This is a genomic window from Microbacterium gilvum, assembly GCF_039543865.1.
In the GTDB taxonomy this organism is placed as follows: domain Bacteria; phylum Actinomycetota; class Actinomycetes; order Actinomycetales; family Microbacteriaceae; genus Microbacterium; species Microbacterium gilvum.
In genome coordinates, this window is record NZ_BAABKO010000004.1 from 245,052 (window position 1) to 267,050 (window position 21,999).

Genomic DNA, 21,999 nt, shown 5'->3' on the forward strand with positions numbered 1-21,999 from the left:
GATGGCCGCAGGACGCCGCGCGCGAGGGGAGCAGCGCCCGCTCCGGGTCCCGATGCTCGCCGCCGCCCTCCTCGTGTGCCTGGCCGCGCCGGCGTTCTTCGTGCTGCGGGCGCCGTGGCTCGGGTGGCTGCTGCTGGCCGCGGGGATCGCCGTCGCGGTCGTCGCCGACCGGACCCAGGGCATCGCGCCCTGGCGCGTCGCGGGCGGGGCGGCGCCGGCCGGGACGGGGCCATCCCTCGCTCGGGATCTCTCGCTCATCGCGCTCGGGCTGCTCGTCGTGTCGGCCATCCCGCTCGCGGCCGAGCTCGACGACGCCGCCATGGTGCGGTTCACGGTGGCGCTGGGCGGGGCAGTGGCGGTGCCGTATGCGGTGTCGCGGTGGGCGTACCGGGATCGCGCCGTCCGGTTCCCCTGGCGCGGAGGCGGGCGGTGGACGGCGATGCAGTGGGGCTGGCTCGCCGCCGTGCTCGCGCTCGGCTGGTTCATCCTGCCGTTCTACTTCGTGACGTCGGGCGTCTACCGCAACTGGCCCGTCGTCGACACCCCCGACCTCATCTCGCGGCTCTTCGTCGGCGTCGGCGCGGTGGGCATCTGGGACGAGCTGTTCTTCATCTGCACGGTGTTCGCGCTGCTGCTGCGGCACTTCCCGGTCGCCGTCGCGAACGCGCTGCAGGCGATCGTGTTCGTCTCCTTCCTGTGGGAGCTCGGCTACCGCGCCTGGGGGCCCGTGCTGACCATCCCGTTCGCGCTGCTGCAGGGGTGGATCTTCCTCCGCACCCGGTCGCTCGCCTATGTCGTCACGGTGCACCTGCTGTTCGATGCCGTCGTCTTCCTCGTGCTCGTCCACGCGCACAACCCGGGGGCGGTTCCGATCTTCCTCGTGTGACGCCGGGCGGACGGCGGCGGTGGGCTCGGGTTGCGCCGGGCGCGGCCTCGGCTCGGCTTGCGGACACATCGCAGGAGTTCCGCGGCCGTCGGGCGGCCCGTGGCCGGAATCACGCGGGCGCTGGGATGGATCCGGGCGGGATCTCCTGCGGTGTGTCCGCATGGGCGTCGTGCGGCGGCGCATGCAGGAGGATGGATCGAGGACGGCGGAAGGACGGCGGATGGCGGAGCGGATCGACGTCGAGACGGTCGTGATCGGGGGCGGGGTCGTCGGCGCCTCCGCGGCATGGGCGCTCGCGCGCGCGGGCCGCGAGGTGGCGCTGCTCGAGGCGCACGAGCCGGCGCACGCCGCCGGCGCGTCGCACGCCTCCACCCGCAACTTCAACCCGTCCTACGCGGAGCCCGCCTATCTCCGGCTGCTCGAGCGCGCACTCCCGCTGTGGCGCGAGCTCGAGGCGGAGGCGGGGGAGACCATCCTCGAGCAGACCGGGATCGTCAACCGCGGGCCGTTCCCTGGCTCCGACCTGCTGCGCGAGCGGGCGGCCGCGGCGGGCTTCGCCGTCGAGACCATCCCCGCCGACGAGGCGGCGCGGCGCTGGCCGGGCATGCGCTTCGCGAGCGACTCGCTCTTCCTCCCCGCGGGCGGACGGCTGTGGGCAGAGCGCGCCGTGAAGGCGTTCCACGCGATCGCGGCGCGCGAGGGCGGCGTGGTCCGTCACGGCGCGCGCGTCGAGCGGGTGCGCGTGCTCGGCGGCGACGCGGTCGAGGCCGTCGCGGGGCATCTCACGGTGCGTGCTCGGCGGGCGATCGTCGCGGCGGGCGCGTGGTCGTCGCAGCTGCTCGACGGTGTCGTCACCCTGCCGCCGCTGCGGGTGACGGAGGAGAACCCGGCCCACTTCGCGCTCGCCGCGGGCGATGACGGCTCGGGATGGCCGAGCTTCAACCACCGTGCGGAGCCGTCCGGCTTCGAGTGGCTCGGGCCGATCTACGGACTCGTGTCGCCGGGCGAGGGGCTCAAGGTCGGATGGCACGCCGTCGGCCCCGAGGTCACGCCCGCGACGCGCACGTTCGAGCCCGTCCCGCACGTCGTCGCGGCGCTCCGGCAGTACGTGCGCGAGTGGATGCCCGGTGCCGACCCCGACCGGTTCGAGCCGATCAGCTGCACCTACACGTCGCGCAGGAGCGAGGACTTCATCCTCGACACCGCGGGGCCGATCGTCGTGGCGGCCGGGTTCGCCGGCCACGGCTTCAAGTTCGCCCCCGCGCTGGGAGAGCACCTCGCCGCCCTCGCGACCGGCACCGGACGCCCCGACCCCTTCTTCGCGCTTCGCCGCTGAGGCGGTCGCGGACGCCCGGGTGGTGGCGCGGGCACGGGCGACCTGCGCGCCAGTGGGTGGAACGCGTCGCTTTCCCACGGGCGGAGCGGTCGAAAGCGCCCAGGTGCGTGGACGCGCCGCCGCTTCGCCTGGACGCGAGGGAGCAGGATCGCCCGGTCGAGGGCACGCTATGCCGACGCGAGCGCGGCGCGGATCCTCGCCACCGCGGGCCGGAATCCTGCGCGTCGATGTCCGACGTGCACGCGGATGACGCGCCATCCGTCTGCCGCAGCCGCGTCGAGTGCGTCGATGTCCTTCCTCTGCTGAGCGGGGTCGGCGAAGTGGTGCGGTCCGTCGTACTCGATGAGGATGCGCTCGGCGACGTAGACGAGGTCTCCGAGCCTCAGCCGACGGCCCTTCCGATCGACGACCCAGACGTTGATCTCCGGCTCCGGCAGCCCTGCGGCGAGGATCGCGAGCCGCAGCTCGGTCTCGGCGGGCGAGTCGGTGCGCGGACGCACGAGTGCGAGTGCCGCCCTGAGCTTCTTCGCACCCGGACGACCGGCGAATCCGTGCACGGCCTGTGACAGCTCGTCCATCGTCGCGGGCGGGTGCTTCCGGCAGACGAGCGCGTCGCCCATCACGACCAGCTCGGTCAGCGTCAGCTCGGCTGCCATCATGCACCACGTGTCGACCGCGCTGATTACCTGGATCCCGTCGGAGATCTGCGATCGCTGGCGCTTCGGCACGACCAGGTGGAAGACGACGCCGTTGCGACGGCGCCGTCGCGCCTGCGTCGTCACCGCGACGTGAACGAGCGGGTCGTGCAGCAGCCGCGCCGGCACGGGGAGACCGTGGACGATCGCTGCGCTGAGATGGCTGACGGCCACGCCTTCGTCGACCAGCACGGCGAAGGCGCGGATGCGGGCGAGGGCGATCGCATGGAGCCGCTCCCAGAGCGATTCGGCGGCAGCGTCTGCGTCGGCGTCACCGACAGCGGGGTCGTCGGCCGGACAACGCACTCCGCGGAACGGTGCGGCGAGGTCGGACCGTCGCAGCCGTGACTCCGACACGCCGGCGCTCCGTGCCTCTCCCACGGCGAACGGGCGGTCGGAGAGCTCGGAGGGAAGCGGGGACGGGGTGCGCATCCCTCGATGCTCGCCGGTTCGGGCGAGGCGCCGCCGGCGCTCTCCACAGCCGTTCCGGGGCGCCCACGACACGCCAGTGGGCGCTTTCCGTCGTGATGACGGCGGGAAAGCGGCGTTATCCATCCACCGGCGTCAGGTGAATCCAGGAGAGCAGCGGATACCGCCCACGCGCGCGGGCGTGATTCCGCGGCCTGTGCACACGGCGAACGTGGCGCGCCGCGCCGGTGCCGTGATGCGGTTCCGATCCGTCCGGCGCCGCGAGTGGGTGATTCCCGTCGACCCGCGATCGTTCCTGGGCGGTTTCCGCCGGATGGCACGGGGGAAAACGGCGCGTTCCACCCACCGGCGAGGAGGGGGAGCCCGAGGAGTGGGGCCGCCGCACCCGGTGTCCCCGCTCCGTGCGAGGGTGGAGGCATGACCCCCTCCCTCCACGACGCCGCCCTCGCCGCCCTCCGCCGACTGGTGGGCCGCGATGACGCGGTGTTCCACGACGGCCAGTTCGAGGCGATCGACGCGCTCGTCGGCGGTCGCCGCCGCGCGCTCGTCGTGCAGCGCACCGGATGGGGAAAGTCGGCCGTCTACTTCGTCGCGACACGGCTGCTGCGCGACCAGGGTGCGGGGCCGACCGTGCTCGTCTCGCCGCTCATCGCGCTCATGCGCGACCAGATCGCGGCCGCCGAGCGGGCGGGGGTGCGGGCGGTCGCCATCAACTCCACGAACGCGCACGAGTGGACCGACGTGCTCGCCCGGCTCGAGGCCGACGAGGTCGACGTGCTGCTCGTGTCGCCCGAGCGGCTCAACAACCCGTCGTTCCGCGACGAGCAGCTCCCCGCGCTCGTCCGACGCATCGGCATGCTCGTCGTCGACGAGGCGCACTGCATCAGCGACTGGGGTCACGACTTCCGCCCCGACTACCGCCGCCTGCGCGACCTCATCGCCCAGATGCCCGACTCCGTACCCGTGCTGGCGACGACGGCGACCGCGAACAGCCGCGTCGTCGCCGACGTCGTCGACCAGCTCGGAGCCGAGGGCGTCACGACGATCCGCGGCCCCCTCGCCCGCGCGTCGCTCCGGCTCGGCGTGCTGCGCCTCCCCGACGCGACGGCGCGCCTGGCCTGGCTTCTCAGCCACCTCGACGAGCTGCCCGGCTCCGGCATCATCTACACGCTCACGGTCGCCGCGGCCAACGACACCGCGCGGCTGCTGCGCGACCACGGCCATGCCGTGCGGGCGTACACGGGGCAGAGCGACGCCGACGAGCGCGCCGAGTCGGAGGCCATGCTCAAGCGCAACGAGGTGAAGGCGCTCGTCGCCACCAGCGCCCTCGGCATGGGGTTCGACAAGCCCGACCTCGGGTTCGTGCTCCACCTCGGCGCGCCGTCGTCTCCCGTGGCGTACTACCAGCAGGTCGGCCGCGCGGGCCGCGCGACCGACTCCGCCGACGTCGTCCTGCTGCCGGGCCCGGAGGACCGCGACATCTGGCACTACTTCGCGACGGCCTCGATGCCCGACCAGGACCGGGCCGAGCGCGTGCTGTCGGCGCTCGCCGCATCCGACCGGCCGCTGTCGACCGTCGCGCTCGAGGCGATCGTCGACATCCGCCGCACGCCCCTCGAGCTGCTCCTCAAGGTGCTCGACGTCGACGGCGCCGTGCGCCGCGAGAAGGGCGGATGGTCCGCGACCGGCGACGCGTGGACGTACGACGCCGAACGCTACGGGCGCATCGCCGCCGAGCGCCGCGCCGAGCAGGACGACATGCTCGCGTACGAGACGACGACCGGCTGCCGCATGGAGTTCCTGCAGCGCCGCCTCGACGACGACACCGCGTCGCCCTGCGGGCGCTGCGACAACTGCGCGGGCGCCTGGCTGACCGCGGAGATCGGTCAGGGCGTCGCGGCGTCGGCGGCTTCGGCGCTCGACCGCGTCGGCGTGCCGATCGAGCCGCGCCGGCAGTGGCCGTCGGGTCTCGACCGTCTCGGCGTGCCGCTCAAGGGGCGCATCCCCGCGGACGAGCAGGCCGACGAGGGGCGCGCCCTCGCACGCCTCACCGATCTCGGATGGGGCGGTGCCCTCCGCGAGCTGTTCGCCGCCGGCGCGCCCGATCAGGAGGTCCCCGCGCGACTTCTGGACGCCTGCGTCCGCGTCCTGGCCGACTGGGGATGGTCGGAGCGCCCCGTGGCGGTGGTCTCCGTTCCGTCGCGCTCGCACCCGCTCCTCGTCGAATCCCTGGCGCGCGGGCTCGCGGGCATCGGCCGCCTGCCCTATGTCGGGGCGCTCGCGCTCGACCCCGCGGCGCCGACCGGCCGTCCCGGCGGCAACAGCGCCTTCCGCGTCGCCGATCTGCATGGGCGGATGGCCGCGGAGGGCATCGAGGTGCCGGCGGGTCCCATCCTGCTCGTCGACGACCTCGCCGACAGCCGCTGGACGCTCGCGCTCGCGGCCCGTGAGCTGCGTCGCGCCGGCGCGACGGCGGTGCTGCCGTTCGCCCTCGCCCTGCGCAGCTGAACCTGGCCCTGCGCGGCTGAGCCTGGGCCTGCGCGGGTGCTCAGCGGACGTACCGCAGGAACCCCGCGCGAGCGCCGTCGGCCGGCTCGCGTGATTCCCGAGCGGGTGGTGGCGTGGCTGGATGCATCTCCTGCGCAGCGTCCGCTGCTCCGCACCGCAGGAGAGCCGCGGCGACTCCGGCTGTCTCCTGCGCGACCCCGACGGGGATCAGCCCTCGCGCAGGCGCCGGTTCGTCTTCGCCGTCGCGACGGCGCTCCACGGGTCCTCCGGCCAGGGATGCTTCGGGTAACGGCCGCGCATCTCCCGGCGCACGTCCTGGTACGGCCCGTTCCAGAACGATGCCAGGTCGTCGGTCACGGCGAGCGGATGCCGCCCGGGCGACAGCAGGTGGAACAGCACGGGAACGCGACCGTCGACGAGCCGCGGCGTGCGATCGAGGCCGAACACCTCCTGCAGCTTGACCGCCACGACGGGCCGCTCGCCGTAGGCGATGCGGACGTGCGATCCGGACGGCACGGCGAGGCGCTCGGGCACCAGCTCGTCGAACCGCGCTGCCTCCGGCCACGGCAGCAGACGGCGCAGGGCGGACGTCGTGTCGACGCGATCGAGCGCGGCCCCAGCTCGTGCGAGGTCTGGTGCCAGCCAGTCGTCGGCGGTCGCGAGCAGCGCCTGCTCTCCGACGTCGGGCCACGGGGCGCCGAGCTCACGGTGCAGCATCGCCATCCGCGCCCGGAGCGCAGTCGCGGCGTCCGTCCAGGGGAGGGAGCCGATCCCGACCTCGCTCAGGTGCGCTGTGAGCGCCGGTGCGAGGTCGTCGGGCCGGGGCGTCGCGGGGGTCGACGACAGCGGGATGGCTCCGAGCCGCCGTTCCACGCGGACCCGCACGCGGCCGCCCTCGACGCGGGCGATGCGCTCCGAGGCGGCCAGCGGCGCGCCGATCGCGAGCGCCTCGTCCTCGGGGATCGGGGCGGCGAGCCTCACGACGGCGCCCGTTCCGTCGGCGGCACGGCCCTCGGCGCGCTGCACCTCGGCGACCGCGATCCATTCCGATCCGACGAGCCCCGAGCCCTCGGGAACCGCGGCCCGTGTGCCGCTCGCGAGCAGGTAGCTCCGCGACCCCGCCGTCGTGCGGCGGGCGATCCACTCGGGGCGTGCGAGGGCGACGATGGCTCCGGCCGCATCGGCGAGACTCGGCGCCTGCGGCGAGGGGATGCGGGGCTCGGAGCCCGCACGCGGGCCGCCCGCGCCGCCCACGGATGCCCCCGGCCCTGAGGCGCCGCCCGCGTCCGCCGCCCCCGCCGCGACCCGTGCGAGCCGCGTCGCCTCGCGTCGCCAGCGCCCGGCGCCCGGCACCCGGTCGTCGCGGAGCCCGCGCAGCAGACCCGGCAGGTCCGCATCGGGGGCGCGGTGGTCGTCGGACACGGCGGCGACGACCTCGGCGGCACGCCGCTCATCGCCGAGGCGCACGGCGCCGTCGAGCAGCGCCCGCACGTCGCGCACGCCGACGGGGAGCGCCGCGATGCGGCGTCCGAGCGGCGTCGGGCGGCCCTCGGCGTCGGCGAGACCGAGGTCGCGCAGCACGGCCAGGGCGCGCGTCATCGCGTCGCCCGGCGGCGGGGTGAGCAGCGCGAGCCCGCGCCCCGCCGGCGTGCCCCAGGCCCCGAGGAGCAGCGCGGCGTCCACGAGGTCGGCCGAGGCGATCTCGGGCGGCGCCGTCGGCGCCAAGCGGGCGAGATCGGTCTCGCCGTAGAGGCGGATGGCGCGGCCCGGCGCCTCGCGCGCGGCGCGCCCGGCGCGCTGCTCGGCGGCGGCACGCGACGCGCTCACCGTGATGAGGCCCGTCATGTCGCGGGCACGATCGCGGCGCACCTCGCGCGCGAGACCCGCGTCGACGACGAGCCGCACGCCGGGGACGGTGAGCGAGCTCTCCGCGAGCGCCGTCGTCACGATCGTGCGGGGCAGGGCGCCCGTGCGCCCTCCCGTGGCGCGATCCTGCTCGCGCGACGGCAGCCGCCCGTGCAACGGCAGCACCTCGCGGTCTCCCGCCCCGAGCATGCGCACGACGGCGTCGACGTCGCGGGCCGACGGGACGAACACGAGCGCGTCGCCGTCATCGCCGGCGGTCCGCGCGACGTCCGCGACGTGCGCGAGGAACGCCGGCGAGACGCCGCGCTCGTCGACACGCGGCCCCGTGTGCGGTGCGTAAGCGACATCGAGGGGATGCAGAGGCGACGGCACATCGACGACGGGCGCCGGAGCGCCGTCTGCGCCGAGCAGCCCGGCGAGGCCCGCCGCGTCGAGCGTCGCCGACATCGCGACGACGATCAGGTCGTCTCGCAGTGCGCGCACCTCGGCGAGGAGCCCCAGCAGCAGGTCGCCGTCGAGCGAGCGCTCGTGCACCTCGTCGAGGACGACCGCCGACACGCCCTCGAGCTCGGGGTCGTCGAGCAGACGCCGCAGCAGGACACCCGGTGTCAGGATCTCGATGCGCGTCGCCGGGCCGACGATCCGCTCGCCGCGCACCGTGAAGCCGACGGCGTCGCCGACGGCGGATCCGTCGAGTGCGGCGATACGGCGGGCGGCGGCGCGCACGGCGACACGTCGCGGCTGCGTCACGATCACCGAGCCCGGGAGGAGATCCGCGAGGAGCGGCGGCACGAACGTCGTCTTGCCGGTGCCGGGCGGCGCCGTCACGACCATCGCTCCGCGGCGGGCCGCGGTGCGCAGCTCCGCCGCGGCCGTCGACACCGGGAGCCCGGCGCCGATGCGGGCGAGGTCGAAGCGGTGCGGGGCGGGGGACGTCACCCCGAGATCATCTCAGCCCCGTACCGTGACGAGGGTGCGCTGCCATCCGCTGGCGCCGTCCGGGGCGATGGGGGCGCGCTCCTGGATCTGCAGGTTGCCGTCGGCGTCGGTCGCCCGCACGGCGATGTAGTGCGTGCCCGCCTCGGCCTCCCACGCGAGCTTCCACTGCACCCAGGTGTCCTCGTTGACGGGCGCCGACAGCTCGGCCTCCTGCCAGTCGCCGTCGTCGATCGACACCTCGACGCGCGAGATGCCGACCGTCTGGGCCCATGCGACGCCCGCGACCGCGACGGTCCCGGCGTCGACGGGCGTCCCCGAGCGAGGGGTGTCGATGCGCGACGACATCTTGATGGGGGCCTTCGCGCTGTAGCCGCGCGGCGTCCAGTACGCCTCGTCCTGCGCGAACGTCGTGACCGTCAACTCGGTGACCCACTTCGTCGCAGAGACGTACCCGTAGAGGCCGGGCACGACCATCCGCACGGGGAACCCGTGCTCGAGCGGCAGCGGCTCGCCGTTCATCGCGACGGCGAGGATGGCGTCGATCGCGTCGTCGGTGAGCGACGTCAGCGGAGTCGACGCGGTGAAGCCGTCGACGCTCGTCGACAGCACCATGTCGGCGCCCTCCTGCGGGCGCGCGAGCGCGAGCACGTCGCGAACGGGCACGCCCTGCCACAGCGCGTTGCCGACGAGCCCGCCGCCGACCTCGTTCGACACGCACGTCAGGGTCACGGCGTACTCGTCGAGCCCCATCGCCAGGAGGTCGTCGAACGTCAGCTCGATGCGCTCCCCGACCATCCCGTCGACGATGAGGCGCCATTCCGCCGGATCGACCGTCGGCACCGTCAGGGCCGTGTCGACGCGGTAGAAGTCGGCGTTGGGGGTGAAGAGCGGCGACAGCCCGGGGACATCCAGCTCGGCGCCGTCGGGGATCGTGACGCGCGATCGCGGAGAGGGCAGGCGCAGAGCTTCGCGGATGGCCGTGATCGATGTCGTGACGCCGTTGAGCGCGCGCGAGCCCAGGCCGACGACGAGGGCGGAGGCGCCCGCGATCGTCGCGATGAGCAGGAAGCCGCGGCGGTCGACGCCCTCCTCAGGCGCCGACGAGGGAGGACGCAGCCGACGGATGAGGGCGACGAGCACGACACCGCCCGCGACGACCCCGACGACGGAGGGCGCCCAGGCGAGCGCTGTCGCACCCGGGCGCGTCACGGTCGTCGCGAGCGTCGCGGCGCCGGCCGCGCCGATCACGATGAGGCCCGAGGGAGGGAAGCGGAGCTGCAGCATGCCGGCGAGCACGGCGGCGACGGCGACGGCCACGCCGAGGCCCGCGAGCAGCGCGACCTTGTCCATCGCGCCGAACACGGCGATCGCGAGCTCCTTGACGGGCTGGGGGACGATGTCGATGACGAATCCGCCGAGCGCGAGCAGCGGGCTCGCCTCCTTCGCCGCGAGCAGCGCGACGAGCTCGGCCGCGGCGAGGAACACCGCGGCGCTGACGACGCCGGCGATCGCGGCGAGCGGGTACCGGCGTGTGCGCATCCTCGGCCTCATGTCCCTGATTCGGCGCGGCGCGCCGATCGGATGGCCAGGCTACTGCGCGATGGCCGCGTGCGGCGCGAAAGCCGGCGGATCGTATGCCGCGACGCGCGGCACCTCGCCGTCCCAGCGTTCCACGGCGACGAGCACGTGCGCGCCGCTCGAGCCCTGCGAGAGGGGCGTCGTGCCGACGTCGTGCGTGAGCACGTTGACGTTGCCGGCGATGCAGTCGGCGATGTCGGGGCGCGACGGGTCGAACCACGCGCCCGTGGACATCTGCGCGGCGCCGGGCAGCACGTCGTGGGTGAGCACGGCGCCCGCGAGCAGGGAGCCGCGTGGCGATCGCACGCGCACGACGTCTCCCGCGCGGATGCCCCGGGCCGCGGCGTCGTCGGGATGGAGACGAAGCGGCTCACGGCCCGCCACCTTCGTCGAGCGGCTCGCCGCGCCCATGTCGTGCTGCGAGTGCAGGCGGTGACTCGGCTGGTTGCAGAGGAGGTGGATGTCGAACGTCGCGGCATCCGGCGCGCCCCACCACTGCGTGCGCTCCGTCCACACGGGATGGCCGGGGACCTCGACGAGGCCGAAACCGGCGATCACGTCGGAGTGCAGCTCGATCCGCCCGCTCGGAGTCTCCAGCGGGTGCGCCGCGGGGTCGGCGCGGAAGCGGGAGAAGACGGCGTCCGGGTAGGGGTCCTGGGGGAGCGGCGCACCACCCTCCTCCCAGAACTCGTCGAAGGGAGGCGCCGGCGGGCTCTGCGGCGCCTCCCGCCAGCGCTCGTAGAGGTGGCGCAGCCAGGCGCCCGCGTCGCGGCCCTCGTGGAACGCCTCTCCCCGGCCGAGCCGGTCGGCGAGGCCCGAGAGGATGCGGAACTCGTCCCGCGCCTCGCCGACGGGCGTCGCCGCCGCCCGGACCGCGCGCAGCCGGCGGTCGCCCGCGCCCGCCGCGACGTCGTCGCGCTCGAGCGTGCTCGTCGCCGGGAGGACGATGTCGGCGTGCTTCGCCGTCGCCGTCCAGTGCGTCTCGTGCACGATGAACGTCTCGAGGCGGGCGATCGCGGCGCGGAGCCGGCCGAGGTCCTGATGATGGTGGAAAGGGTTGCCGCCCGCCCAGTAGGCCAGGGCGATCGAGGGATAGCGCAGCGTCCGCCCGTCGTACGCGTACGCCTCACCGGGGTGGAGCAGCAGGTCGGAGATGCGCGCACACGGGATGAAGGCGTCCACGGGGTTGACGCCCTGATCGAAGACGGGCAGCTTCGCCCCGACGACGCCGACGCCGTAGTCGCCCATCGATCCGTAGCCGTGCGCGAAGCCGCCGCCCGGCAGCCCGATCTGCCCCAGGAACGCGGCGAGGGCGAGCGCGGCGTGCACCGCGTGCTCGCCGTGCTCGCCGCGCTGCAGCGAGAACGCCACGTTGACGAGCGTGCGCCCCGCGGCCATCCGCCGGGCGAGATCGCGGATGGCCGCGGCCGGCGTCCGCGAGATCGACTCCGCCCACTCCGGCGTCTTCGGGACGCCGTCGTCGTCGCCCCTGACCTGCCGGCGGATGCGTTCCGCGCCGGTCGTGAACCGCGAGAGGAACCCCTCGTCGGCGAGCCCCTCGGCATCCAGGACGTGGATGAGGGCGAGGAGGACGGCGGTGTCGGTTCCCGGCATGACGCCGATCCACTCCGCGCCCACGTCGTGGAAGGCGTCGTCGCGCAGCGCCGAGAGCGACACCACGTGCGTGGAACCGGCCATCCGCCGAGCCCTCCCGGAGGCGATGTGCCGGTCGTGGCCGCCCGGCACGACCCACGTGTTCGAGCGGCGCAGGCCCCCGAAGGTGACGAGGAGGTCGGTGTGCTCCTCGATCTCGTGCCACGGCACGGGACGGGCGCGCAGATCGAGGTCGGCCGCGCGGCCGACGAGATGCGGCAGCAGCACGATGCTCGCGCCGCGCGAGTACGAGTTGACCGAGCGCGTGTAGCCGCCCGTGAGGTTCAGGAACCGGTGCAGCTGGCTCTGGGCATGGTGGAAGCGCCCGGCGCTGCCCCATCCGTACGAGCCGCCGAACACCGCGGAGTCGCCGTGGACGCCGCGCACCCGCTCGAGCTCGCGAGCCGTGAGCTCGAGCGCCGTGTCCCAGTCGACCTCCACGAACGCGTCTCCCGGCCGGCCTCGCGACGCGTCGGCGCCCGGGCCGTTCTCGAGCCAGCTGCGGCGGACGGCCGGACGGCGCACGCGCGACGGCGCGTCGTGGGCGTCCGCGACGTTCCCGATCGCGGGCGACGCGTCGGGATCGTCGTCGTATGGCGTCGCGGCGAGGATGCGGCGGCCGTCCGCCGACACCTCGACGCGGTACGTGCCCCAGTGGGCGCTGGTCTCGCTGACGGTCACGTCGCGAGGCTACGCGGCGCGCACGCGCCGCGATCGGCGTGTTGCACGGGGTGACACGCGGACGCACCGGAGGAGGGAGGAGGCGCGCATGCGGGGTGCGGGTATCGACGACACTGATGCGCTGCGATAAGCGATTCGAGGTTCCTGATGGCGACGGTGCTTGTGAGGCTGGACTCCGACCTCCTCCCACCGTCGCCTGTGCGTGGCGAGGAGGCGGGATCGACGAAGGAGTTGATGTGACGACAGACGTGCCGGCAGAGGGCGCAGCGCCCCGCGCCGTCAAGTGGAGCTACATGGACCACTGGCGCAAGAACGGACCAGCCGGACCGCGCGACCAATGGCATTCGCGGCTCGAGATGACCCGCTTCCTCCGGCAGGTGGCGGCCGTGGGGTTCGACGCCATCGACACGTTCGATTTCCGCTACTGGCAGATCCTCGAGCAGTACGGGTCGGTGGCGAACTACCAGGAGTTCGTGCAGGAGCAGGGGCTCGAGCGGATCGTGAACACGTTCCACGGCGTCTACTACACGCCCGACCGCTACGCGCCGGAGGTGCCGTCCACCCACGCCACGATCATCGAGGACTTCCGCGTCACGATGGACCGGTGGTCGGGGATCCAGCTCGACAACATCATCGTCATGCCCGGGTCGCGGTACTTCGACGAGCACGGCGTGCCCGACGACGGCCTCAAGCATGCCGCCGATGTCTGGGGGCGCGTGGGGGAGATCACGCAGCAGTACGGCGTGAACCTGACGTGCCATCACGAGTTCTATGCAGGCATCCGCACGAGGCGTCAGATCGACGCCTTCTACGGGTACGCCGATCCGCGATACGTGAAGTTCTTCGTCGACACGGCGCAGCACTGCATCGCCGACGTCGACCCGGTCGCGGTCTACGAGGCGCATCACGAGCGCGTGAGCGGATTCCACTTCAAGGACACGCGGCACAAGGACGTCAACGACGACTACCGTCGCTTCCCCGACGCCGAGGTGTCGGCCGTGACGACCGAGAAGTGGTTCTACGAGATGGGCACCGACGAGGGGCTCGTCGACTTCGAGGCGATGATGCGCTCGGTGCGCGGCCACGGCTACTCGGGCTGGATCTCCGTCGAGCACGACAAGGCAGACAAGCTCGGCGGCGATTACGCCGAGAGCACGGCGATCTCGCGCTGGTACGCGAAGAACGTGCTCGACCGCATCTACCAGGAGGCCTCCGCATGAGCGGCGCGCGATGGAGCTATGCCGTCAACCAGTGGGACACGAACATCGACGCGTTCGTGCGCCGGCGCGAGCACGAGCGGGCCTTCAAGACCGTCTCGATCAGCGGGTTCGGCGCGGTCGAGCTCACGGCCGAGAGCTTCGGCGCCTGGGAGCCGCTCGGCACCCCCGACCAGATCCGCGATCTGTACGGGTCGCTCGAGCAGTTCCGCGACGTGCTCGCCGCCTGCGCGCTCGACGGAGTGAGCAGCTACGTCTACGACCCCGCGATCGGGTTCGACGTCGAGATGGGGCGCGGCCACGACCCGCTCGACCCCGCCGGCGTTCCGCGCATCGTCGATACCGCCAGGTGGTTCGCCGCGGCGCTCGTCCGACTCGGCGGCGACACGCTCGTCGTCCGCCCCGTCGGATCCGCGTGGCAGACCGGCGCGCTCGACGACGGGCAGATCGCCGCGCTCGCCGCCGCGTGGGCCGACGTCGGGGCCGCGGTCGAGGCCGAGGGCGTCGGGCTCGCGCTCCACGTCGACTTCCTCTCCGCCCTGCGGATCGGCGACGGTCTCGAGCGGCTGGTCGAGGCGACGGACGGCGCCCCTGTCGGCTTCGCCGTCGACACGGCCGAGTTCGCGATCGCGGGGATCGACCCGGTGGCCTTCCTGCGGCGGCACCCGTCGCGCATCCGCCACGTGCAGCTGAAGGACGCCCGCGAGACGGTCGGCGAATCCGAGGCGCTCACCCCGCACGCCGAGCAGTTCGTGCGCACGGAGGGCGGCGAGCGGCGTATCGGTCGGTGGTTCTTCGAGCCGACCGACGAGGGCGGGCTGGTCGACTTCGAGGGTGTCGCGCACGCGCTGCACGACATCGGGTACGGCGGGTGGATCGTCGTGGAGTCGGATCAGAGCCCGCACCCCGCGGAGAGCGCGATGGTGAGCGGATGGTACGTCCAGAACGTGCTCCGGCCGATCGTCGGAGGCGCGGCATGAGCGCCGTGCCCGCCTCCTCCGCCGGCGTGCTGAACGTCCTCATCCTCTCCGGGCACATGACCCGCGAGCACGACAACGAGGCGCGCAGCTTCCGCCAGCACAACCAGTGGCTCACGACGCTGCTGGAGGACACCGGCCGGTTCCGCGTGCGTGTCGTGGAGGACCCGCGGGGGCTGGGCGCCGATGTCATCGACCGGTACGACGTCGTCATCGTCGTCTTCGAGGGGCGCGACGGCTACTTCGACAGGGCGGTCGGCTTCGGCGCCGAGACCGACGCTGCTCTGCTGAGGTTCGTGCACGACGACGGCAAGGGGATCGTCTGGTTCCACGGCTCCGCCGCCCAGGAGGACTCGTGGGGGTATCCCGAGGAGTACAACGTCATGCGGGGGGCCAAGCTCAGCGCGTGGGAGACGGGGCTGCGCCCCCGCCCGTGGGGCGAGGCCCAGCTCGACACGGTCGAGCCGCGCCATCCGATCACCGAGGGGATCAGCGAGCGGTGGACGGTCACGGGCGACGACATCCTCACGGGGGTGCAGCTGTACGAGGGCGCGCGGGTCCTCCTCACCACGTTCGACGACCTGGAGGCGTACGAGAAGGCGCCCGTATGGCCCATGGCGCACTACCCGGTCGACATCCCTCCCGAGGGCATCGCGGCGCTGCCGGGCATCGACACCGACCAGCCGATCGCGTGGATCAACGAGTACGGGGCCGGGAGGTCGTTCACGATCACGATCGGGCACGACATCGACACGTTCCGCCGCATCGAGTTCATCAGGATGTTCCCGCGCGGCGTCGAGTGGGCGGCCACGGGAGAGGTGACGCTGACGGGACCCGATCGCCGCGGCGATCGCCGCTTCCTGCCCTGGCCGTACTACGCCCGCGAGGGCTGACACGCGCGCAGCGGAACGACAGAAGGCCCTGCTCGTCGAGCAGGGCCTTCGCACGCTGGTGCCCCCGGAGGGATTCGAACCCCCGACCTACGGTACCGGAAACCGGCGCTCTATCCCCTGAGCTACGGAGGCGTGCCGATCAAGGCTATCAGCGCTCGGAGGGTGCCTCGTACACGTCGGGCAGGGCAGGCTCCGGCTGCTCGTCCGCCGCCTCCACGACGACCGGCTGGGCGAGCGCGTCGAGCGCCGCGGCGACCCGCTCGGCGAGGTAGGCATGCCCGTCGTCCGAGGGATGGTCGGCTCCGGCCTCCGACGTGTCGATGATCCACGCGTAGTCGGCGGCCGTGATCCACTCCCCCTGCACGGGGGAGAGGTACCACCATCCGCGCGCGCCGGCGAGCTGGGCGAGTCGGCGGTCGATCTCGGCCGTCGCCTCCTCGACGGGGAGCACCTGCGGGGCCGGCCCGAGGACGACGATCTGCGCGTCGGGGTAGACGGCCGCGAGGTCGTCCCACGCGGCTGTGACGGCGTCGGAGTACCGGGAGAGGTCCTGCCGGCGGTCGTTGATCGAGCCCTGCACGATCACGAGGTCGGGGTCGAGGTCGGGGTCGAGCGCGGCGATCCGATCGCCGAAGTCGGGGCCGTCGATGCCCGGCTTGAGGTAACCGCTGCCGCGCACGCCGTCGACGATCGTCTCGGCCCATCCCTCGAGCTCGCCGAGGCGGTAGGCGTAGCCGCCCTCGGGGGCGGTGGCGGCCGAACCGTAGGTCCAGGAGTCGCCGAACACGAGGACGGTGGCGTCGTCCGGCACGGCGAGCGGCGCGGGCTGCACGACCGTGCCCTCGGCCGCGGCGGCCGGCGGGGCCGACGGCGCCGCCCACGGACGCCACAGCGCGAGCGCGGCGACGGCCGCGAGGGCGAGGCCGATCGCGGCGACCAGCGCGGCGAGTCGGCGGATCGGGCGGTCCGCGCTCATGCGAACGAGGATAAGCACGCGACGGGCTCCCAGCGCGCGTCGTCATAAACTTGTGACGCTATGACTCCCGACGCCCTCGCCGCCGCCCTGCTCGCCGTGCTCACGCCCATCGCGGAGCGGCGCCGACCCGGCGAGCCCCTCGACGTCGCCGCGGCCGACATCGTCTTCGACCGCCCCAAGAACCGCGATCACGGAGACTGGGCGACGAACATCGCGATGAAGCTCGCCAAGCGGCTGGGCGCGAACCCGCGAGAGCTCGCGCAGGACATCGCCGACGGGCTGGCCGCCGTCGACGGCGTCGCCTCGGTCGAGGTCGCGGGGCCCGGGTTCATCAACATCCGCCTCGATGCGGCCGCCGCGGGCGCCCTCGCGAAGACGATCGTGGATGCGGGCACCGCCTACGGTCGCAACGAGACGCAGGCCGGCAACACGATCAACCTCGAGTTCGTGAGCGCGAACCCCACGGGCCCCCTCCACATCGGCCACACCCGGTGGGCGGCGCTCGGCGACTCGATCGCGCGCGTGCTCAAGGCCAGCGGCGCCGACCTCGTCAGCGAGTACTACATCAACGACGCCGGGGCGCAGATGGACAAGTTCGGCGCGAGCGTGCTCGCGGCCGCGAAGGGCGAGCCGACGCCCGAAGGCGGGTACCCGGGGCAGTACATCGCCGACCTCGCCGCGCACGTCCTGGCCGAGCGGCCCGACCTGCTGCAGCTCGGCGCGGGCGAGCAGCTCGCGCTCGCCCGCGAGATCGGCTACGCCCGGCAGCTCGAGGAGATCAAGGCGTCGCTCGAGGCCTTCCACGTGCACTTCGACGTCTTCTTCAGCGAGCGCACGCTGCACGCGAAGGCGGAGGGCGCGGGCACGAGCCTCATCGACGACGCCGTCGAGCGCCTGCGCGCCCAGGGCCACGTGTTCGACGAGGACGGCGCGGTGTGGGTGCGCACGACGACGTTCGGCGACGACAAGGACCGCGTCGTGCGCCGCTCGGACAGCGAGATCTACACCTACTTCGCCGCCGACGCCGCCTACTACCTCTCGAAGTCGGACCGCGGGTACCAGCACAAGATCTACCTGCTGGGCGCCGACCACCACGGCTACGTCCACCGCCTCAAGGCACTCGCCGGCGCGGCCGGCGACGACCCGCAGAAGGACATCGAGGTGCTCATCGGGCAGCTCGTCTCGGTGAACGGCGCGCGCCTGTCGAAGCGCGCGGGGAACATCATCGAGATGGACGACCTCATCTCGTGGATCGGGGCGGACGCGCTGCGCTACTCGCTCGCGCGGTATCCCGCCGACTCGCCCCTCGCCCTCGACCCCGAGCAGCTGCGCAAGCGCACGAACGACAACCCCGTCTTCTACGTGCAGTACGCGCACGCGCGCACCGTCAACGTCGCGCGCAACGCGGCCGACGCGGGTGTCGACAGGTCGGAGTTCGCCCCCGAGCTGCTCGTGCACGAGACCGAGTCGGCCCTGCTCGGCGCGCTGCAGGAGTTCCCGCGGCTCGTCGCGTTCGCGGCCGAGCTGCGCGAGCCCCACCGCATCGCGCGCTACCTCGAGGAGCTCGCCGGCCTCTACCACCGCTGGTACGACACGTGCCGCGTGACGCCCAAGGGCGACGAGCCGCTCGAGACCGTGCACCGCACGCGCCTCTGGCTCAACGACGCCACGGGCCAGGTGCTGCGCAACGGCCTCGACCTGCTCGGCGTGAGCGCGCCAGAGCGGATGTGACGATGGCCAGCCGCCGCACTGCCCGCACCCTGCTCATCGCGGGGGCCGTGGTCGTCGCGGCGGTCGCGGCGTTCTTCGTCGGCGACGCGATCGCCAGAGCCGTCGTGCAGGACCGCGTCCGCGAGGCGGTCGTCACGGAGCTCGCGCTGCCGGCCGACCACCCGGTCGACGTGGCCGTCGGAGGGCTCGTCCTGCCGCAGCTGCTGGCGGGGCGGCTCGACGACCTCGCCATCTCGGCCGACGACGTCGCGTTCGAAGGGCTGACAGGCGACGTCGCCGTGCGGGCGCACGGCGTCCCGGTCTCGGGCGACGACCTCTCTGCCCTCGGCGGCACCGCGCGCATCTCGATGGACGCGGACGACGTCGACGCGCTCCTCTCCACGGCAGGCGGAGCGTGGACGAGCTGGGGAGACATCGCCGTGGAGCTCCCCGGTCCGGCCGCCGAGTTCTCCGCCGAGCTGACGATCTTCGGCGCGTCGCTCCCGCTGGAGTTCACCGCTGTGCCCGGCGTCGCGGACGGCGACGTCGTGCTGACGCCCGACGCCATCCGGATCGGCGCGCTCGAGCTCACCGCCGATACCCTCGCGCAGGCTCCGATCGACCTCGGCGCGCTCGCTCAGCCGCTCACCCTGTGCCGGGGCGACGCCCTTCCCGACGGCCTCGACGTGACGGCGGCCGACGTCTCGGACGGCCGTCTCGAGATCGGCCTGACCTTCTCGGACGGCGTCTTCGCCGACCTCGACGCGCTCGCCGCGGCGCGGTGCGCGTGAGCGGGGTCGGTCGCCGCCGGTCGCCCCGCGTCGGCCGCGCCGCGAGCGGCGCGGCCGGTGCCATAGAATCTCAGTCACCGCGTCAGCGTGAGCACACCGCGCCGCGGCCGACCCCCATCCACTGATTGGTGACCCGTGTCCTCGTCCGCACTCGCGCCGGAATGGCTCACGACCCCCGCCGACCCCAACGACCTCGCGCCAGCTGTCTGGCCCGAGTCGGCGCATCGCGACGCCCAGGGGGCGCTCGTCGTCGCCGGCGCGTCCGCCGTCGACCTCGCGCAGCACTACGGCACGCCCGTCCTCGTGATCGACGAGGACGCCGTGCGGGCGCGCGCCGTCGAGACGCTGCGTGCGTTCGCGGATGCCGCCGCCCGCCACGGCGGCACGGCGCGCGTGTACTACGCGGGCAAGGCGTTCCTCTCCACGGCGATCGCGCGGTGGGTCGTCGACGCCGGCCTCGGCGTCGACGTCTGCTCGGGGGGAGAGCTCGCCGTCGCCCTCGCCGCGGGCGTCGACCCCGCGCGCATCGGCTTCCACGGCAACAACAAGCGGGTGTGGGAGCTCGAGCGCGCCGTCACGGCGGGCGTCGGCACGATCGTCGTCGACTCCGAGATCGAGATCGAGAGGCTCGCCGCCATCGTCGAGCGCCTCGACGCCGAGCAGTCCGTGCTCGTGCGCGTGAACAGCGGCGTGCACGCCGAGACCCACCACTTCCTCGCGACGGCGCACGAGGACCAGAAGTTCGGGTTCGCCCTCGACGCGGCTGAGCGCGCCGTCGCGCGCATCCGAGAGCTTCCGCGGCTGCGCTTCGCCGGCCTGCACTGCCACATCGGATCCCAGATCTTCGGCGTCGCCGGATTCCGCGAGTCGGCCTCCCGTGTGATCGAGCTGCACGAGCGCCTCCGGGCAGGCGGCGAGGTGCCGCTGCTGAACCTCGGGGGCGGCTTCGGCATCGCGTACACGCGCGTCGACGACCCCTCGCCGATCGCCGCGCTGGCCGACGGCATCGTCGACGTCGTCGCCGCGGAGTGCCAGGCGCGTGGCATCCCGCTCCCCGTGCTCGCGTTCGAGCCGGGGCGCAGCATCGTCGGCCCGGCAGGGGTCACCCTCTACGAGGTCGGAACCGTCAAGCCGGTGACCGTGCAGACGGAGAGCGGAGACGCGCAGCGCCTCTACGTGAGCGTCGACGGCGGGATGAGCGACAACGCGCGCCCCGCCCTGTACGGCGCCCAGTACTCCGCTCGCCTCGCCTCGCGCGAGGGCACGGGGGCGCCCGCCCTCGCCCGCGTCGTGGGCCTGCACTGCGAGTCGGGCGACATCGTCGTCGACCACGAGTACCTGCCGGGCGACGTCACGCCGGGCGACCTGCTCGCGGTCCCCGCGACGGGCGCCTACACGGCGCCGCTCGCGAGCAACTACAACCACATCCCGCGCCCGCCCGTCGTGGCGGTCTCGCGGGGCGTCGCCCGCGTCATCGTGCGCGGCGAGACCATCGAGGACCTGCTCGCCCGCGACACGGGCCTCGATTCCGGCACCGGCCGACCGGCCGGGGAGGGAGAAGGATGATCGACCACCGCACGCTGAGGGTCGCCCTGCTGGGCGCCGGTTCCGTCGGATCGCAGGTGGCACGCCTGCTGCTCGAGCACGGCGACGACTTCGCCGAGCGCAGCGGCGCGAGCCTCGAGCTCGCAGGCATCCTCGTGCGCGACCCCGACGCGCCCCGCGACGTCGAGCTGCCCCGCGAGCTGCTCACGACCGACGCCGAGAGCCTCATCGTCGGCGCCGACATCGTCATCGAGCTGATGGGCGGGATCGAGCCCGCCCGCACCCACATCCTCACGGCGCTGAACTCGGGCGCCGACGTCGTCACCGGCAACAAGGCGCTCCTCGCGACGCACGGCGCCGAGATCTTCGACGCCGCCGACCAGGTGGGCGCCTCCGTCTCGTACGAGGCGGCCGTCGCCGGCGCCATCCCGATCATCCGCCCGCTCAAGGACTCCCTGGCGGGCGACCGGATCGCGCGCATCTTCGGCATCGTCAACGGATCGACGAACTTCATCCTCGACAAGATGGACCGCGAGGGCCTGTCTGCGGAGGAGGCGCAGGCGATCGCGACCGACCTCGGGTACCTCGAAGCCGACCCGACCCTCGACCTCGAGGGGCACGACGCCGCGCAGAAGGCCGCCATCCTCGCGAGCCTGGCCTTCCACACCCGCGTGTCCATGGACGACGTGCACCGCGAGGGCATCGAGAACGTCACGGCCGACATGATCGAGGGCGCGCGCCGCGCGGGCTTCGTCATCAAGCTGCTCGCCGTGTGCGAGCGTCTCGCCGGCAGCGCCGACGACGAGGCGATCTCGGTGCGCGTCTATCCCGCCCTCATCAGCCGGGAGCACCCCCTCGCAAGCGTGCACGGCGGCAACAACGCCGTCTTCGTGGAGGCGGAGGCGGCCGGCCCGCTCATGTTCTACGGTGCCGGCGCCGGCGGCGTGCAGACGGCGTCGGCCGTGCTCGGCGACGTCGTCTCGGCCGCGCGCCGCCACATCGCGGGCGGCGTCGGCGTGGGCGAGTCGCCGAGGCAGAGCCTGCCGACCGCCCCCATCGGCCGCATCATGACGCGCTACCAGATCACCCTCGAGGTGTCGGATGAGCCCGGCGTGCTCGCGACGATCGCGGGCATCCTCGTCGACGGCGGCGTGTCAGCGGCGACCGTCGAGCAGACCGTCGATGACGAGGGCACCGCCCGCATCGTGATCGGAACCCACAGGGCTCGTGAGCAGGCGCTCGGCGACACCGTCGCGCGCCTCGCCGAGAGTGCCGTCGTCGAGCGTGTGGCGAGCGTGCTGCGCGTGGAAGGAGAATGA

General features: G+C 73.5%; 15 protein-coding genes and 1 tRNA gene. 10 read left to right on the plus strand and 6 right to left on the minus strand.

Annotated elements, in window-relative coordinates; genetic code table 11:
* Position 1: 1 nt before the first annotated feature.
* Entirely contained in the window at positions 2-886 is an 885-nt protein-coding gene (locus ABD998_RS12365; protein ID WP_425562975.1) for a CPBP family intramembrane glutamic endopeptidase, read from the plus strand.
* A gap of 220 nt (positions 887-1,106) precedes the next feature.
* A complete protein-coding gene (locus ABD998_RS12370) occupies positions 1,107-2,222 on the plus strand; it encodes an FAD-dependent oxidoreductase (RefSeq protein WP_345439570.1) in 1,116 nt (371 codons plus the stop codon).
* A 167-nt stretch (positions 2,223-2,389) separates the two neighbouring features.
* On the opposite strand, the gene ABD998_RS12375 is transcribed toward ABD998_RS12370, so the two are convergent.
* Complete coding sequence (locus tag ABD998_RS12375; protein WP_345439572.1) at positions 2,390-3,349, minus strand: hypothetical protein; 960 nt, start codon at positions 3,347-3,349, stop codon at positions 2,390-2,392.
* A gap of 414 nt (positions 3,350-3,763) precedes the next feature.
* Between ABD998_RS12375 and ABD998_RS12380 the strand changes: the two genes are divergently transcribed.
* Entirely contained in the window at positions 3,764-5,854 is a 2,091-nt protein-coding gene (locus ABD998_RS12380) for a RecQ family ATP-dependent DNA helicase (RefSeq protein ID WP_345439574.1), read from the plus strand.
* 207 nt (positions 5,855-6,061) lie between these two features.
* Here the strand turns inward: ABD998_RS12380 and hrpB are convergent, their stop codons facing one another.
* Genes hrpB through ABD998_RS12395 form a run of 3 tightly spaced genes read right to left on the minus strand, consistent with a single transcriptional unit; the run spans position 6,062 to position 12,571 of the window.
* Positions 6,062-8,659: an ATP-dependent helicase HrpB gene (gene hrpB, locus ABD998_RS12385; RefSeq protein WP_345439576.1), complete on the minus strand. Its 2,598-nt coding sequence runs from the start codon at positions 8,657-8,659 to the stop codon at positions 6,062-6,064.
* A 12-nt stretch (positions 8,660-8,671) separates the two neighbouring features.
* Entirely contained in the window at positions 8,672-10,198 is a 1,527-nt protein-coding gene (locus ABD998_RS12390) for a molybdopterin-dependent oxidoreductase (protein WP_345439578.1), read from the minus strand.
* Positions 10,199-10,249: 51 nt separating this feature from the next.
* Positions 10,250-12,571: a molybdopterin-dependent oxidoreductase gene (locus ABD998_RS12395; RefSeq protein ID WP_345439580.1), complete on the minus strand. Its 2,322-nt coding sequence runs from the start codon at positions 12,569-12,571 to the stop codon at positions 10,250-10,252.
* A 236-nt stretch (positions 12,572-12,807) separates the two neighbouring features.
* Here ABD998_RS12395 and ABD998_RS12400 point away from each other — a divergent pair, with 236 nt between their 5' ends.
* Genes ABD998_RS12400 through ABD998_RS12410 form a run of 3 tightly spaced genes read left to right on the plus strand, consistent with a single transcriptional unit; the run spans position 12,808 to position 15,658 of the window.
* Entirely contained in the window at positions 12,808-13,791 is a 984-nt protein-coding gene (locus tag ABD998_RS12400) for a sugar phosphate isomerase/epimerase family protein (RefSeq protein ID WP_345439582.1), read from the plus strand.
* Entirely contained in the window at positions 13,788-14,768 is a 981-nt protein-coding gene (locus ABD998_RS12405; RefSeq protein ID WP_345439584.1) for a sugar phosphate isomerase/epimerase family protein, read from the plus strand. Before ABD998_RS12400 ends, ABD998_RS12405 begins: the two co-directional genes overlap by 4 nt.
* Entirely contained in the window at positions 14,765-15,658 is an 894-nt protein-coding gene (locus tag ABD998_RS12410) for a ThuA domain-containing protein (protein ID WP_345439586.1), read from the plus strand. Before ABD998_RS12405 ends, ABD998_RS12410 begins: the two co-directional genes overlap by 4 nt.
* Positions 15,659-15,714: 56 nt before the next feature.
* Here ABD998_RS12410 and ABD998_RS12415 read toward each other — a convergent pair.
* Together ABD998_RS12415 and ABD998_RS12420 are read right to left on the minus strand one after the other, a co-directional pair.
* A tRNA-Arg gene (locus ABD998_RS12415) sits at positions 15,715-15,790 on the minus strand.
* Between the two features lie 16 nt (positions 15,791-15,806).
* A complete protein-coding gene (locus ABD998_RS12420; RefSeq protein ID WP_345439588.1) occupies positions 15,807-16,634 on the minus strand; it encodes an SGNH/GDSL hydrolase family protein in 828 nt (275 codons plus the stop codon).
* A gap of 60 nt (positions 16,635-16,694) precedes the next feature.
* Between ABD998_RS12420 and argS the strand changes: the two genes are divergently transcribed.
* The 4 genes from argS (at position 16,695) to ABD998_RS12440 (ending at position 21,999) form a co-directional block, all read left to right on the plus strand.
* On the plus strand, positions 16,695-18,365 hold the full coding sequence (gene argS / locus ABD998_RS12425) for an arginine--tRNA ligase (RefSeq protein ID WP_345439590.1): 1,671 nt from the start codon (positions 16,695-16,697) through the stop codon (positions 18,363-18,365).
* 2 nt (positions 18,366-18,367) lie between these two features.
* Complete coding sequence (locus tag ABD998_RS12430) at positions 18,368-19,135, plus strand: LmeA family phospholipid-binding protein (RefSeq protein ID WP_345439592.1); 768 nt, start codon at positions 18,368-18,370, stop codon at positions 19,133-19,135.
* A gap of 135 nt (positions 19,136-19,270) precedes the next feature.
* Complete coding sequence (gene lysA, locus ABD998_RS12435) at positions 19,271-20,701, plus strand: diaminopimelate decarboxylase (protein WP_345439594.1); 1,431 nt, start codon at positions 19,271-19,273, stop codon at positions 20,699-20,701.
* Positions 20,698-21,999 (plus strand): homoserine dehydrogenase, encoded by a 1,302-nt coding sequence (locus ABD998_RS12440; protein ID WP_345439596.1) that lies wholly within the window; start codon positions 20,698-20,700, stop codon positions 21,997-21,999. The genes lysA and ABD998_RS12440 overlap by 4 nt, the downstream gene beginning before the upstream one ends.